The sequence below is a fragment of the Bacteroides xylanisolvens genome (genome assembly GCF_018289135.1).
GTDB lineage: Bacteria > Bacteroidota > Bacteroidia > Bacteroidales > Bacteroidaceae > Bacteroides > Bacteroides xylanisolvens.
Map to the genome: position 1 here is coordinate 2,008,378 of NZ_CP072216.1, position 16,156 is coordinate 2,024,533.

Sequence of the window (16,156 nt, forward strand, 5' to 3'; positions counted from 1 at the left end):
GAATCTCACAGTCATTTGATTCACTAAAACTGCATATTTCATATAATCTGTGCTTAACGACTTTCCAATAAAGTAAAATAAAAGAAGGCTCTGTTCTCAATCTACTTGAGTTCAGAGCCTTCTCCATTGCATCCATCATAAATCGGCTAAATCTTACTCCGAATAAATATTTTCAATTTCTACAATATACATCCTGTGGAAACCGCCATGAGCACCACCGTACCACTTTTCCAATGATTCCTTATCCAGAAAACATTCCGGTTTGATACCGTCAGCATAAAGCTTCTTACACTCTAGGCTCAATCGTGCCTGCTCAAACAACACATTGCCATTTTCTGTAAACACTGGTTTCAATCCGGTCTCTTTTACTTTATCTATATTACGTCCCGACTTAGAACCACAAATAGCGTGAATCTTCTTATTTTCTTCCCCTAAGAAAGAAAGTGTCAGGTAATCGTTCTTCTCTACAAATTCATACGTATACCGTTCGGGACGGATAAAAACGAAAGCAACCGGTTTATTCCACAACCAGCCGATGCCACCCCAACTTGCTGTCATCGTGTTAAACTTTTCTTTTGTTCCGGCCGTAACCAGCATCCACTCTTTTCCAATCGCTTCGAAAAAGTTTTCTTTCAAATCTTTTACTTCTAATTTCTTCATCTCTTTATTCGTTTTTAATTATTTCTGTTTTTTCAATTTTACAATCTCTCCCAAATAGGGAATCTCCACAGGAATCTTCCGTTTCTTTGCCTCTGCTGCAAAAACCTTTGGAGGATCGTGCAAAGGCTCGTCAGACAAGTCGAATGTGCCATAATGCATGGGAATGGTAAGACCTGCATTCATTTCTTCGGCGGCAGTCAATGATTCGTAAGGCGATATATGATTGGGACGCATAAACCAGCGGGGTTTGTATGCTCCGATGCCCAACAAAGCATAATCCGGTGCTCCGAACATGTCGGGAATCTCACGAAAGTGACTGGAATAGCCCGTATCACCACTATAATAAAGGGAGATTCCATCTCCTTGCAGCATAAAAGCTCCCCACAGTCGCTGACCGCCATCGCGTACGGAACGTTTGCTCCAGTGTTGTGCCGGCAGAAACGTGATCTTTAATCCTTCATCTTCCATTTGTTGATACCATCCGGCTTCAATCACTTTCATTTCAGGGAACCATCCCTGAATCAGTTCACCGGTTCCCAAGCCGCAGAAAAGTTTCATTTGCGGGTTGTTCTTCAGTAAGCGTGCTATACTCTGTTTATCCAAATGATCAAAATGATCATGACTGACAAGTAGATAATCAATCTCCGTAAATATATCAGGATTAGCAGGAAATTCGCTCTGTCTTTTCACAAAAGGAATACTGCCGAACACCGGATCGAACATGATTCGCTTACCTGCTAATTGAAGAAAGAAAGAATTATGTCCGAGCCATATCAGGGAATCTCCTACCACCGCATCCAATGAGCGAAGATAACAAACTTTCGGGTCCCATTTCACCGTCTTCTTCTCTTTGCGTTGGGGATTGGGCGAAAGACGCCATTTCAACACGCTGCCCATCCCCGGACGGAAGCGATGCTGCCTGTTAAAAAAACGTCCGCGCACCATCGGATTTCCTCTCCAATAAGGATTGACTGTCGCTAAACGTTCGTTTCTCCTAAAACATATATGTTCACCCATTTTATTTCCTGAATACGTATTTACAAACTTACTAAAAAATTCTCGATTTACGATGAATAAGGGAAAACAAAAAATGTACCCCGGACACACTATCGGGGTACATTTACTTATAAAAGAATAAATATTATCCTTTTTTAATAGAATGAGGCTTAGTTAACAGCAGTGCAGCCCATACAGAGGCAGTTGCCAGCCAAGAGCAGAAAGATTGATAACCATAATGACCGCACCCAATATCCATAAAATCAATAGCGACCATTTCAAACCTGTTCCCATTGGTGACCAATGGAATAGCTGGCGCAAGATGGTATACAAAAAAGCTCCTAATGGAATACCGATGAGGGCAACTCCGGCAATCGTACCCAATAATGTCATCATAGGAGAGACGGAAGCAACCGGCATCCAGTCGATGGCAGGCAACAACTCATAAAGTAAAGCTCCTCCACTGACTGCCACAGCAATTGCCGCAAATACCAACGCTACCAATACGACAGCCAATACGAACAAGACAGGGCAACAAAGAATGACAAGAGCTACCAGAAATATCTTAAAGAGAACGGCAGCAATGGAAACAAATACATCGCCTATCTTTTGAAGAAAGGTACGAGGTTTACCGGAGTTCACATAATTATTAACCCCATCTGCTACCCGTTCGAAGCCGTCTGTCACTGTTTTGCCAATATTCTCAATGGTTACCGCTTCTCCACGCATACTTAACTTTTCTGCGGCGGTACGGGCTTCCGGAATAACGAGCCATCCGATAACATAAAGGATAATCATCGGACAATAAGGCACAAACACCAGAATAATCATCAGGATACGCACCAATGTGATGTCCCAACCGAAGTAAGCTGCCAGTCCTGCTGCCACACCACCCAACAATTTATTATCCGGATCACGGAACCAGCGACGTTGGGCAGAGGTTTGCGTATTACTTTGATTAGCGGACGATGCTTGTTCCGTTCTTTTCTGTGAATCTGTATCCTCGTCAGCAATGCCAAAATCTTCCGGTTTGCCTACGCGGGCGATAATTTCTTCTACATCCGAAACTGTGATGACCTGTTTTCCTTCAGTTACTTTCTCGGCAAACAGTTCGGCAATACGCATCTCAATATCGTCTACGATCTCTTCCGCACCCTCCTGTTTACGAAAGTAATGTTTCAAATTAGACAGATAATTGTCTAACAGTCGGTAGGCATCGTCATCTATATGATAAACTATTCCTCCTAAATTTATGGTCAATGTCTTTTTCATTTTTATTTCTTCTTTTTCGGATTATCTATTGGCTATATGATTCACTGTGTCGTTAAGTTCTTTCCAGGAAATTTCCAGTTCTCCCAAAAAGGTTTCTCCTTGTTCAGTGAGTTTATAGTACTTGCGGGGAGGTCCCTGGGTAGATTCCACCCACTCATAACTTAACAGGTCGTCATTTTTCAGACGGGTCAGCAACGGATACAAGGTGCCTTCCACTACAATCAGCTGGGCTTCTTTCAATTTCTGAATAATATCAGAAGCATAGGCAGGCTCTTTGTGCAGCAAAAGCATGATGCAATATTCAAGCATGCCTTTCCTCATCTGTGATTTTACATTGTCTACTTTCATTATTCACTTCTTTTAGATGGCACAAATATATGCATTACTTAAGTACCTTGCATTACAAAGTACTATAAATTAATAATAATTAAAACATTAGAGAGTGCTTACCTTATTATAAAAAGAAATAATGGCTATATTTGTGCCCGTTAAACCATAAAATAGAAAGTACGTATGTTTACAATTCGAAAAGCAACGGTAGCCGATTGCGAGCTTATTCATATGATGGCAAAGGAGGTATTCCCCGCCACCTACAAGGATATTTTATCTCCTGAACAACTGGATTATATGATGGACTGGATGTATGCTCCTTCCAATGTGCGCAAGCAAATGGAGGAAGAAGGGCATGTGTATTCCATCGCCTATAAAGAGAATGAGCCATGCGGATACGTCTCTGTGCAGCAACAGGAAAAAGATGTATTCCATCTTCAGAAAATCTATGTTCTCCCCCGCTTTCAGGGTACGCATTGCGGCAGTTTCTTATTTAAGGAAGCAATCAAATGTATCAAAGAGATGCATCCGGAACCTTGTCTGATGGAACTCAACGTGAATCGTAACAATAAAGCCTTGCAGTTTTACGAATACATGGGAATGAGAAAGTTACGGGAAGGTGATTTCCCGATTGGCAATGGGTATTATATGAATGATTATATTATGGGATTGGATATTTAATAAACAAAAATGCCCCGGAACAAAGTATCGTGAATGTTCCGGGGCATTTTGTTATTTAGTCAATGACCGGATTCTATTTCGCTACGCGTTCCAGCCATTTTACCATTGAAAGCATTACAATCATAGAAGCACCTGTTGCGCCTACAAATACTAACCAGCAAGCCCAGATAGGAACAGTTGTATAAAGAATACCACCGATAAACAGCAGTGAATTACCCACAGCTGTTGCAGCTAACCAGCAACCTTGCATTAATCCCTGCAAATGAGGAGGAGCAACCTTAGATACAAACGATAATCCCAGAGGAGAAATGAACAATTCGGCAACTGTAAGGATGAAATACAGACCGATCATAATCCACGGAGTCACACGAATAGCATTTATTTCAGCAGCACTCATAGTCCCCAACACCTCTTTCGAAGGCAATGTAAAGGAGAATACCATCAAGAATACATACGCTAATGCGGCAATACCCATACCGATGGCAATCTTCATCGGGGTAGAAGGTTCTTTACCATTCTTTTTCATTGAGCCGAACATCCACATGATAAATGGAGTCAGGAATACAACGAAGAACGGATTAACGCTCTGGAATATTTCAGCTCCCTTGATCTGCGTAAAACCTAAGTCGATATTAATAACACTCAAATCCACATAGTCACGGGCAAAATAAGTCAAAGAATAACCATTCTGGTGGAAAGATAACCAGAAGAAAATAACAACACCGAATACTGCAAACAAAGCATAGATACGTTGTTTGATTTCAGTAGCGCTCATTTGGATTTCTTCCTTATTCACAGTCGCAGTACCTTTACTGGTTTCCAATTTAGTCGCAGGATCCGGGAAGCGTTTCTTATTTGCCATATAAATAATCAGCGAAACAAGCATAGCACCAATAGCAGCCATAAAAGCATACTGAAAACCACGGTTAAATACATCAAGGTAGTTATTAACAAACATACCCATATCTGTTACAGGAGTCCCGTCAAGAACAACACTCTTAGCCAAAGTTGTCAGATTCTCCATTGCTTGTGGAGCCATATCATTTCCTTTTTCTAAATATTGATGGCACAATTCAGGTAAAGTGGCATCATAATCAAAATTGTTCACCTTCAGCCACCAGTTGCGCACACCAATAGCAATAAACGGTGCAAAAACAGCCCCAATATTGATAAACATATAAAATATCTGGAAACCGGCATCACGTAGGTTTGAATATTTAGGGTCATCGTACATCTGGCCTACCAAAGCCTGCAGATTTCCTTTAAATAAACCATTACCAAAAGCAATCACCAAAAGTCCGAAACAGGTTAATCCCAAGTAAAGAGCCATACTAGGAACAGGGGTCGGAGTAGGAATGGCAATAATCAAATAACCGATAGCCATTAATATCAGCCCTACTAAAATAGTGCCTTTAAAATTTTTCGTCTTATCAGCAATAACACCTCCCGCCAAAGCTAAAATATAAATGGAAGCATAGAACGCGGAATAAATGTATCCGGTAGTTGTCTCGGACAATCCAAATTTCGCTGAAATAAACAATGTCAAAATCGCCATCATAATATAGAAGCCAAAACGCTCTCCCATATTAGCTAAAGCTGCAGCAATCAGACCTTTAGGGTGTTTACTGAACATAGATATAAGTTTTTAGAATTAATAAATGATTGATTTAAATAAATATTTCTTGCAAATATATACTTTTTCTTGAGTTTTTGCACAATGATTTGTTAAACTACTCCTCAAATAAACGACAAATTTCTGCTCTGGATTCACGAATCAAATCTTCCGGAGCTATTTTTATCTGAAGTCCCCGTACCCCGGCACTTACATAAATATACGGAAATTCCCGGCTGGTTTCATGGATATAAGTAGGAAAATGTTTCTTCATGCCGATAGGCGAACAACCTCCCCGGATATATCCGGTAAGTGGCAGAAGTTCTTTTACGGGAATCAAATCACACTTCTTATTACCCGATGCTTTAGCTGCCAGTTTCAAGTCAACTTCATGTTCTCCCGGAATGACACAGACAAAATATCCGCTTTTATCGCCATGCAGGACAAGAGTCTTAAACACTTGCTCAATGTTTTCTCCTAAATCTGCTGCTACATGAACAGCACTTAAGTCGTTTTCATCCACTTCGTAGGGAATCAGTTCATAGGCTATCTTAGCCTTATCTAACAGCCGTGCGGCATTTGTTTTATTGATTTTCATTTTCGTTGTATTTATACTTTCTATATCTGATAAATAAAGAATTAGCGGGAGACAAAGTCCTCCATGACTTTTATTAAGACACGGATTACACGGCTCTAATTAAATAAAAACCATGTAATCCGCGCCTTAATTAATATGATTAGAGATAGTTGACTTTATTGGGGGAACGCCCTCACTCTATGCTTCAAATTAGAGCCCCAGCTCTTCGCGAAGAAACTTAGGTGTATATCCCTTAGGGCTCTTCGCAACCTCTTCCGGTGTTCCGTAACTAAGGAGTTCTCCCCCGCCCTTACCCCCTTCAGGGCCCATATCGATAATATAATCCGCCATTTTAATCACATCCAGATTGTGTTCGATGACAATAACCGTATTCCCTTTATCTACAAGCTTATTCAGTACTCCCATCAGTACACGGATATCTTCAAAATGAAGTCCGGTAGTCGGTTCATCAAGGATGTAAAGGGTCTTGCCTGTATCCCTTTTCGACAGTTCCGTTGCCAGTTTCACACGCTGGCTTTCTCCACCGGAAAGAGTGGTAGAAGATTGTCCCAACTTTATATATCCGAGTCCGACATCCTGCAATACTTTTATCTTACTCAAGATTTGCGGAACGTTTTCAAAGAATTCTACGGCACGGTTGATTGTCATGTCCAATACATCGGCAATCGATTTTCCCTTGAAACGTACTTCCAGTGTTTCCCGGTTATAACGTTTGCCGTGACATACTTCACAAGGCACATATACGTCAGGAAGGAAATTCATTTCAATTGTTTTATAACCATTTCCCGTACAGGCTTCACAACGTCCGCCTGAAACATTAAAGGAAAAACGTCCCGGCTTGTAACCGCGAATCTTAGCTTCCGGAAGACCTACAAACAGATTACGAATATCAGAAAACACACCGGTATAGGTAGCTGGATTGGAACGTGGCGTACGTCCCAAAGGTGATTGATCGACATTCACTACCTTATCGATATTTTCCAATCCTTCAATCGAATCGTATTCCAAAGGATCCTGCAAAGAACGGTAGAACTTCTGCGATAGAATCGGCTGCAGAGTTTCATTAATCAAAGTAGATTTCCCGCTTCCCGATACACCTGTCACGCAAATTAGTTTTCCTAACGGAAACTCTACATCGACATTCTTCAGGTTATTCCCTTTCGCTCCTTTCAGCCAGATAGATTTCCCGTTTCCTTTTCTACGCTTGGCGGGGATTTCTATCTTCATCTTTCCATTCAGGTATTGCGAAGTCATCGTATCGGTCTTCAGCATCTCCTGGGGAGTTCCTGCAAAAACAACCTCTCCACCGAGACGTCCGGCTTTTGGTCCCATATCGATAACATAGTCGGCAGCCAACATCATATCCTTATCATGTTCCACCACAATCACGGAGTTTCCCATGTCACGGAGTTCTTTCAAGGAGTTGATAAGACGTAAATTATCACGCTGATGCAGACCGATACTCGGCTCGTCGAGAATATAAAGCACATTCACCAATTGAGAACCAATTTGTGTAGCCAAACGAATACGCTGGCTCTCACCACCGGAAAGGCTGACAGAACTACGGTTCAACGCCAGATAATCCAAACCAACATCCAGCAGGAACTTCAAACGTGTACGAATCTCTTTCAGAATCTCTACTGATATTTTCTTCTGCTTATCGGAAAGGAACTCATCTACCTTCATCAACCAGTCATACAGCTCGTTGATGTCCATGTTTGCCAATTCATTAATATTCTTATCGTGGATGCGGAAATGCAGAGCTTCCTTATTCAGGCGATCCCCTTTACATTCAGGACAAACCGTTGTTTTGGCAAATTGTTCCGCCCATTTCTGCGCTGTCGCAGAAGCATCTTTCTCCTGCAACATCTGAATATACTTCACCACTCCTTCATAGGTAACAAAGTAATCGGATGAAGTGCCGATCAGCGAACTCTTGATTTTAATCCGTTCGTCAGAGCCATACAACACTTCATCAATCGCATCGTCCGGCAACTCCTTAACCGGTGTTTTCAACGTTACATCGTACTTCTCAAGCAAAGCACCGATTTGCCAGAAAATCATCGCATTCTTATATTTTCCCAAAGGAGCTATCGCACCTTCGTAAATGGAAAGTTCACGATCGGGAATCACTTTGTCCACGTCAATCTGATTGACTACTCCCAACCCTTTACACTTCGGACACGCTCCTTGCGGTGAATTGAATGAGAAGTTATGCGGAGCAGGTTCACGATAAGACAACCCGGTGACAGGACACATGAGTCGCTTACTATAATGCCGGATACTTTCGGACTGGGCATCCAAAATCATCATCAGCCCGTCTCCCTGACGCATGGCAGTTGCCACACTCTGTTTCAGACGCCGGTCGTCTTTCTCTGCAACCACTAATTTATCGATAACCACTTCTACATCATGGTTCTTATAACGGTCGAGCTTCATACCATGCGTGATTTCACGCACTTCTCCGTCTACTCGTACATATAAATATCCTTTTTTACGTATCTGTTCAAAAAGTTCTCTATAATGTCCTTTACGTGAACGTACCAATGGCGCCAGCAGATATATTTTCTTTCCTTTATAATCTTTCAGAATCAAATCCAGAATCTGCTCTTCGGTGTATTTCACCATTTCTTCCCCCGACAGATACGAATAGGCGATTCCCGCACGGGCATACAACAAACGGAGATAATCGTAGATCTCGGTAGTTGTTCCTACGGTAGAACGGGGATTTTTATTCGTTGTTTTCTGTTCAATGGAGATAACCGGGCTCAAGCCTGTTATTTTATCGACATCCGGACGTTCCAGATTGCCCAGGAAATTGCGGGCATAGGCTGAAAAAGTTTCGATATAGCGGCGCTGTCCTTCGGCAAAAATCGTATCGAAGGCTAAAGAAGATTTTCCACTACCGCTCAATCCGGTGATAACGGTCAAGCTGTTACGGGGAATCTCGGCATCAATGTCCTTCAAATTGTGCACGCGCGCACCGTACACATTAATATATTCTGTTTCCTGCATATTCATATCCTTCCATAAATGTTGCAAAATTAATGTTTCCGCCCGAAATATGCTCCTAAAAAAGCACAATATTATTTTCTTAACTCAAATCTTATGAAGATATAGGGCATTATTTGTACCTTTGTTCCTTGATTTCAAGAACCAATAGTTATAATTTGATGAAACCGATAAACCGAATATTCTTATTTCTGCTTTTTATAAGCGTTTCATACGCTATCAGTTATGCACAGGAAAACCAATCTTATTTCTTGCATACCATCGAAAAAGGACAAAGTTTATACTCCATTTCCAAGATGTATAATGTCACTACGTCAGACATCATACGTCTGAATCCTGGTTGTGACGAAAAAATCTATGCCGGACAGACCATCAAAATCCCTACCGGAAAAGAGAGTCAGAAAGGAGAAACATTCCATACGATCCAAGCCGGAGAAACATTGTACAAACTGACAACGATGTATAATGTGTCCGCCAAAGATATTTGTGAAGCAAACCCAGGTTTGAGTGCCGAGAATTTCCGTATCGGACAAGTTATTCTGATTCCGCAGAAAAAAGAAGAACAAACTGACGCCGTAGTTCAAACGCCTACTGAACAATCGACTATTCAAGGCCCTGTTGTTCCGAGATGCAAAGATATGCATAAGGTAAAGCGCAAAGAGACTATATTCAGCGTGAGCCGTGAATACGGAATCAGCGAGCAGGAGTTGATTGACGCTAACCCGGAACTGAAAAAGGGCATGAAAAAGGGACAATTTCTTTGCATCCCCTACCCGGCAGCAACCACCGTACAACCTACACAGAAGGAAGATCCATACGCTGTTCCTCCCAGCAATAGCGAGCTTTTCCGCAAAAATAAGGAGACTCCCCAAAAGCTGTCTACTATTAAGGCTGCCTTGTTGTTACCTTTCCAGGAGGACAAACGCATGGTGGAATATTACGAAGGTTTCCTGATGGCAGTAGACAGTCTGAAACGTACGGGCGTTTCTCTTGATTTATATGTATATGACAGTGGAAAAGACATTTCTACATTAAATACGATTCTTGCCAAAAACGAGATGAAGAGTATGAATATCATCATCGGTCCGATGCATCAGAATCAAATAAAACCATTGTCAGACTTCGCGGAGAAGAACGATATACGCCTGGTGATCCCTTTCTCTCAAAAAGGAGAAGAGGTATTCAAAAATCCTGCTATTTATCAGATTAATACGCCTCAATCTTATTTATATTCAGAGGTTTATGAGCATTTCACCCGCCAATTCCCTAATGCGAACGTTATTTTCATCGAACCGTCGAGTGCTGACAAGGAGAAAGCGGAATTTATCAGCGGCTTGAAACAAGAGTTGAAGAGCAAAGGAATTCCTATGAGAACCGTCAGCGAAAGCGCAACTAAAGAAACATTGAAAGCAACACTTCGCAGTGATAAAGAAAACATTTTTATCCCGACATCGGGCAGTAATGTTTTACTGATTAAGGTACTCCCTCAACTGACGTTGTTAGTCAGAGAGAATCCTGCAGAAAAAATTCACCTGTTCGGCTACCCGGAATGGCAGACTTACACTAGAGATCATCTGGAAAATTTCTTTGAGTTGGATGTATATTTCTACTCTTCATTCTATACGAATACATTGTTCCCGGCAGCCGTGCAATTCACCAACGCTTATCATAAATGGTATAGTAAAGATTTGGCAAGCAAATACCCCAATTACGCAATGCTTGGCTTCGACACCGGTTTCTTCTTCTTGAAGGGATTATCGCTCTATAGCTCGGAATTGGAAAACAATCTGCCTAAGATGAACCTGACGCCAATCCAGACAGGATTCAAATTCCAGCGCGTGAACAACTGGGGAGGATTTATTAATAAAAAAGTGTTCTTCATACGTTTCACTAAGAATTTTGAATTAGTAAAACTTGACTTCGAATAATACGAAAATGATAAAGATAAAACCATTTTTGATTGCAACACTCCTACTTACGGGATTTGCTCTTCCTGCCACTGCCCAAATTGGAGAAGCACGCAGCAATTTATCAGTAGGTGTTAATGGAGGTGTCAACTTAAACAGTGTTTCTTTCACTCCCAGCATCAAGCAAAATAGCTTGATGGGAATTACCGGAGGCTTGACGGCACGTTATATATCCGAGAAGTATTTCGCCATGATTTGCGGTGCACAAGTCGAATTGAATGTATCACAAAGGGGTTGGGACCAATTGTTTGAAACGGTATCATTGGACGATAACGGATATGAAGTCACCTCGAAGGATCCGAGCAAAACTTATACCCGCAAAATGACCTATATTGATATTCCTTTTCTAGCCCATCTTGCTTTCGGACGAGACAGAGGATTACAATTCTTTGTTCATGCAGGTCCTCAAATCAGCTTTCTGATAAGCGAATCGGAAACAATAAAAGGTATTGATATGAACACCTTATCCAATACACAGAAAGCGGTGTATGGAGTTAAGATTCAGAATAAATTCGACTACGGTATTGCCGGTGGCGGCGGTGTAGAACTCCGAACAAAGAAAGCCGGTAGCTTCATCGTTGAAGGCCGTTACTACTTTGCGCTGTCCGACTTTTACAGCACCACAAAGAAAGACTATTTCGCCCGTGCAGCGCATGGAACAATTACCATAAAGCTCACGTACCTATTTGACTTGAAGAAATAAAATCCTCTCCCTCCTCCCTTTCGAGAGAAGGAGCTTGAATATCTACAAAGCATCGCTTTAGGGATACTCTTTAAATAAATAGTCGTCCCTTAAAAAGTACTCATCTGCGGGATATTGCAAGAAAACAGTGTCCCGCAGATTTTTTCAACAAGTAGCCAAAGAACCCTCATGGCTCTTTTGAAGTTGTACGCTGCTGCGGCTAAGAGCAGATTGACAACATCCCCGAACACACCTTTATAAAAGTTGCGTCCTAAACGAAAGTCTGATTTCAAATGCCCGATAGTCGGCTCTATTCCTGCACGCTTGCAGAATAGCTTATGTTTCTTCTTGCGTGTGTAATAACTGTCTTTCCTGTTTGGAACATCGGGTATCAGTATCCCGGTGCCGCCCACCTCTTTCTTTCCTCTGTACCCCCTGTCCCCGGCCAACTTCCTGATCTTCTTTCCGGTAATGCGTTCCACCTGCCTGAGGGATTCTTCAATGGTATGCCCGTCATATTCATTCCGGAAAGACTTGGCACCCAGTATGACACCGGTAATTGAGCGGACGATTGAAACCTTGTTGCCGAACTCGTATTTCTTATGTTCTTTCCCCTTGCTGATACACTGCACCTCCGGTTCATGCAGGGAATAGATTTTCCCGGGAGAATTGCGCTTCTGTGAAAGCACCCGCTCAAAGAGGTCGAGCAGGGAGTCGTAGCCGTGGTTTTCTTTCAGGTTGCGCCTCAGTTCCCTGACAAGCCTTCCCGCAATGGTGCGCAGCCGCTTGTCCGCTTTCAGGGCCTTGCCACGGTTCTTGGGGTGGTTACGGAAACGCTGGTCACGGTAGATCTTCTTGAGGACAAAGGTATAGCTCTGGCGCAAAGGAAGCCCTAAGGATTTTACGACAGACAACACTTTGCGGACTATCTTTTTATGCAACTTCGCATCCGTGGGATAAGTCACGTTCTTTTCCTGTACCGTGGAATCGATGAAGGCCGTGCAGTGATGGTCCGGGCCGTCGTCCTCCTGATTGACGCGGATACTTTCTGACAGAATCAGTTCCATGCCATTTTCTCCGACACGCTTACGGAAGTGTACCAGTTCGCTTGCATTGCAGGGATAGGAAGGCGTGAATTCCAACATACCGCAAAAGTACTGGTAATAAGCATTCTCGCTCCATTGTTCAACAACCGATTCATCGGACAGGTTACGCACGTGCTTAAGAATCAGAAGTCCGCACATCAGGCGGATGGGTTTGGCCGGACGACCGTTGACGGCACAGTATAGCGGGGAGAAAGCTTCTTCAAAACGGCGCCAGTCTATCTTATTGGCAAGCAGGTATAAGGGATGCCTGGGATTCAGCTGGTCTGTCAAAGAGCTGAACAAGGAGGGCTGAGGGGTGGTCTTGTTTATCATAATAATCTGCAAGTTTTCAACCATAAAGATACAAAAACTTGCAGATATATCAAAGCAATTTATATATTAATATGTTGATTATTAGGCGTAAAAGCACATTCTAAGGGGCGACTAAATAAGGCAACTAACTCGCAATGAATTAGTTGCCTTATTTGTATCTTTAAAACAGAGATATTCAGTAAATGCACCGTTTTAGGGATGCTAAAGCATAGCTTTAGAGAGCAAAAAGCACCGCTTTAACTCTTATAAAGCGATGCTTTTCATTAATCATATTAACGAATTACCCAGATATAGGGAAAAGTCTTATCTCAATCTATCCGCAGCCTTTACCATCACCTCATCGCGTCCAATAGCACGAACAGCCAATATATTCAGAATGATGGAAATAAGTGGTAAACACAATGCCCAGCCTACCCGGAACATATTTGCATCATTCTTCAACGCAAAATAAAAAGCAAGGGCAGCAATGTAATAACCGACCAACAACAAGCTATTGAAAATCGTCATGCGAATCTGCAACATACGGTTCTTATATAAAAAAATGGTAGCCACGGCAACGATAGTACTAAGCATCAGAATCCCGAATAACCCCCATGTAGACTGAAAAGCGTCGTTTATTTCCAATCCTAATGCCTTAAAAGGATGTTCGCCCATTGTATCAATGAAGTAACCTATCGGCATACACATAGCTGTAATCAGTAATCCTGCAACAATCAATAAATAAACAGTTTGAATTCGTTGAATCATAAGTATTCTAAATAGTAGTTGAGTTAAACAATAATAGCCAAGCAATAAGGAGTAGGGATAATCATCCCACTTACTACTTGACTATCAAATTCTTCGTCAGAAAATAAATTACTGAAGTTTTTCTTTCTCCTTAGCCGGATTTCTATAATATATTTTCCCTTCGATGTATTCTTGCGTAGCAATCAAGTCCGGTTTCGGCAATTTCTCATAATAACGAGAAATTTCGATTTGCTCTCTATTTTCAAACACTTCTTCCAAGTTGTCATTGTAAGAGGCAAACTCTGCCAATTTCTTTGAAAGATCGTTTTTGATTTCTACACTGATCTGATTAGCACGCTTGCCAATAATGGCAACAGTTTCGTAAACATTACCTGTATCAGCACAGAGTTCCATCATGTCACGGGTTACTGTTGTAGCAGGAGCATTCGTTTTTTTGTAGTCCATAAATCTATTTAAATTTAGTCTTTAATTACTTTCTGTGATTCATTGAATATTTTCTCGGCTTCTTTCAAATATTTACTTTCAGGAAATTCATTCTTGAAAGCATAATATTCGTCCACTGTTTCGCGGTAACGATCCATCTTCTTGTCTTCTACACTATAGATAGCCATTTCGTGTCTTGCACGCAGAATCAAGATAGAAAGTTCTTCACGATAGTCAGTATAAGGATAATCTTTCAGTGCATTTTGAGCTGTGATTACACAAGACTCATAGTTATTGCCTAAATAATTACCCAGATTATAATATAATCTTGCAGAATAAAGTTCTTTCAAAACCAGCTTATCCTGCAAAGCAAAAATCATATCCTGTGCTTCCTGCTTCTTTGTGCTGTTCGGGAAATATTCCATGAACATCTGCAACTGCTGGATAGCCTGATAAGTGCTTGATTGATCCAAACGTGGTTCCGGGGTATCCAGGAATAAAGCTTTACCTGCATGAAAACGTGCCAGTTCGGTAAAAGTGCCACGGGGATACGTATTGAAATAGGTGATAAATGTCTGGGCAGCTGTCTGATAATCTTTCTGATTATAATAACTCATTCCCAACATATACAAAGACTCTTCCGCTTTATCGGTTCCTTTCAGAATGGTTATCAACTCATTCAGCAACGTAGCTGAACGATTATACTGTCCCTTCGCAAAATAGTTTTTGGCGGCTTCGTACTTGTATTCGTAATCGGTGCTTTTCAGCAATTTATTGTACTCTCCACATGATGTCAGAGTAGCCGCCGCAAGCAAAGTTATAATGATATTTTTCTTCATCCTATTTAAAAATAATGCGCAAAGTTACTTATTCGCTGGGAATTTAGCAATTAATCTGTGTTTTTTAATACATAAAAGGCGTTAAACATCGACAAAAGGAGAGAAAATGACGTCGAATTGCAAACGCCAAACTGTAAACGGCAGGTAATAAACGAATCACACAGAAATCATGATTGACATAAACCTGACGAACAAACGTCAGATTCCTTGTTATAAGACAGAAAAAAACTTGTTATAAGGCAGAAAAAAAATAGTGACGGTATATGCCCGGGATAGTGACGGTATCGGTGAAGTATACCGTCACTATCCACATCGGATAGCGTCACTATTTTTTATAGCAAAAAACGGCAAACAAATGTGTTATCCCATTCAAAGACAACGCAGCTATTTACCGTTCCCTGTTTATCGTTTACTGCTATATCTACAGCTTATACAAATCACTTGCAGCCAGCAGATCGACTTTCTTTTCTTTCAATACCTCGATACATTTATCCAGATTGCTGGGGCGAATTACCACATTTGCAATATTGTTATTGGCAAACGAATACATATATTCAATAAATACACCCTCGTCTGATAAATATCCCAGCACTTTAGCCAAAGCACCCGGTATATTGGGACAGCTTATACCTACTACATCAGTCACATTCACTGCAAAATGATTATCTTTTAAAGCTTTGTATGCTTTATCCGGATCAGATACTATTCCACGCAAAATACCAAAATCAGCATTTTCGGCAATGCACAAGGCAGAAAGATTGATATTTTCTTTCGCCAGCACTTCAGTCACTTCCGTCAAACGGCCTGACTTATTTTCCAAAAAGATAGAAAGTTGTTTTGCTACCATATTTATTAAAGTATTAAGTAATAAGTATTAAGTAACAAGCATTAGGTATTAGGCAACAAGTATTACCGTAGT

15 protein-coding genes are annotated in these 16,156 nt (G+C 41.3%); 3 read left to right on the plus strand and 12 right to left on the minus strand.

The annotated features are described in order from the left end of the window. Nucleotides 1-153: 153 nt before the first annotated feature. From INE92_RS08630 to INE92_RS08645, 4 genes are all read right to left on the minus strand, one after another. Entirely contained in the window at nucleotides 154-660 is a 507-nt protein-coding gene (locus INE92_RS08630) for a flavin reductase family protein (protein WP_195436482.1), read from the minus strand. 18 nt (nucleotides 661-678) lie between these two features. Further along, on the minus strand, nucleotides 679-1,677 hold the full coding sequence (locus INE92_RS08635; RefSeq protein WP_195436483.1) for an MBL fold metallo-hydrolase: 999 nt from the start codon (nucleotides 1,675-1,677) through the stop codon (nucleotides 679-681). 153 nt (nucleotides 1,678-1,830) lie between these two features. Continuing rightward, the gene (locus tag INE92_RS08640; RefSeq protein WP_008022796.1) at nucleotides 1,831-2,928 is read right to left on the minus strand and encodes a PspC domain-containing protein; all 1,098 of its coding nucleotides are present in this window, start codon (nucleotides 2,926-2,928) and stop codon (nucleotides 1,831-1,833) included. A 21-nt stretch (nucleotides 2,929-2,949) separates the two neighbouring features. Beyond that, nucleotides 2,950-3,276, minus strand: coding sequence for a PadR family transcriptional regulator (locus INE92_RS08645; protein WP_004312715.1), 327 nt, complete (start codon nucleotides 3,274-3,276; stop codon nucleotides 2,950-2,952). 165 nt (nucleotides 3,277-3,441) lie between these two features. Between INE92_RS08645 and INE92_RS08650 the strand changes: the two genes are divergently transcribed. Next, nucleotides 3,442-3,939: a GNAT family N-acetyltransferase gene (locus INE92_RS08650; protein ID WP_008776613.1), complete on the plus strand. Its 498-nt coding sequence runs from the start codon at nucleotides 3,442-3,444 to the stop codon at nucleotides 3,937-3,939. A gap of 73 nt (nucleotides 3,940-4,012) precedes the next feature. On the opposite strand, the gene INE92_RS08655 is transcribed toward INE92_RS08650, so the two are convergent. From INE92_RS08655 to uvrA, 3 genes are all read right to left on the minus strand, one after another. Next, nucleotides 4,013-5,572, minus strand: a complete 1,560-nt coding sequence (locus INE92_RS08655) for a peptide MFS transporter (protein ID WP_008022801.1) — start codon at nucleotides 5,570-5,572, stop codon at nucleotides 4,013-4,015. A gap of 97 nt (nucleotides 5,573-5,669) precedes the next feature. Beyond that, nucleotides 5,670-6,149, minus strand: coding sequence for a Cys-tRNA(Pro) deacylase (ybaK, locus tag INE92_RS08660; RefSeq protein WP_008643813.1), 480 nt, complete (start codon nucleotides 6,147-6,149; stop codon nucleotides 5,670-5,672). Nucleotides 6,150-6,338: 189 nt separating this feature from the next. After that, entirely contained in the window at nucleotides 6,339-9,164 is a 2,826-nt protein-coding gene (gene uvrA, locus INE92_RS08665) for an excinuclease ABC subunit UvrA (RefSeq protein WP_195436485.1), read from the minus strand. A 158-nt stretch (nucleotides 9,165-9,322) separates the two neighbouring features. Between uvrA and INE92_RS08670 the strand changes: the two genes are divergently transcribed. Next, on the plus strand, nucleotides 9,323-11,089 hold the full coding sequence (locus tag INE92_RS08670; protein WP_009040512.1) for a PBP1 and LysM peptidoglycan-binding domain-containing protein: 1,767 nt from the start codon (nucleotides 9,323-9,325) through the stop codon (nucleotides 11,087-11,089). 7 nt (nucleotides 11,090-11,096) lie between these two features. Further along, nucleotides 11,097-11,831 (plus strand): porin family protein, encoded by a 735-nt coding sequence (locus INE92_RS08675; protein ID WP_004312709.1) that lies wholly within the window; start codon nucleotides 11,097-11,099, stop codon nucleotides 11,829-11,831. 89 nt (nucleotides 11,832-11,920) lie between these two features. On the opposite strand, the gene INE92_RS08680 is transcribed toward INE92_RS08675, so the two are convergent. The 5 genes from INE92_RS08680 to INE92_RS08700 form a co-directional block, all read right to left on the minus strand. Continuing rightward, a complete protein-coding gene (locus INE92_RS08680) occupies nucleotides 11,921-13,228 on the minus strand; it encodes an IS5 family transposase (protein WP_008771523.1) in 1,308 nt (435 codons plus the stop codon). A gap of 303 nt (nucleotides 13,229-13,531) precedes the next feature. After that, on the minus strand, nucleotides 13,532-13,975 hold the full coding sequence (locus tag INE92_RS08685; protein ID WP_004312708.1) for a DUF4293 domain-containing protein: 444 nt from the start codon (nucleotides 13,973-13,975) through the stop codon (nucleotides 13,532-13,534). A 108-nt stretch (nucleotides 13,976-14,083) separates the two neighbouring features. Further along, the gene (locus tag INE92_RS08690) at nucleotides 14,084-14,419 is read right to left on the minus strand and encodes a DNA-directed RNA polymerase subunit omega (protein ID WP_004299989.1); all 336 of its coding nucleotides are present in this window, start codon (nucleotides 14,417-14,419) and stop codon (nucleotides 14,084-14,086) included. A gap of 14 nt (nucleotides 14,420-14,433) precedes the next feature. Next, nucleotides 14,434-15,237, minus strand: a complete 804-nt coding sequence (locus INE92_RS08695; RefSeq protein ID WP_004312707.1) for an outer membrane protein assembly factor BamD — start codon at nucleotides 15,235-15,237, stop codon at nucleotides 14,434-14,436. A gap of 421 nt (nucleotides 15,238-15,658) precedes the next feature. Beyond that, entirely contained in the window at nucleotides 15,659-16,084 is a 426-nt protein-coding gene (locus tag INE92_RS08700) for an amino acid-binding protein (RefSeq protein WP_008022809.1), read from the minus strand. Between the last annotated feature and the right edge of the window lie 72 nt (nucleotides 16,085-16,156).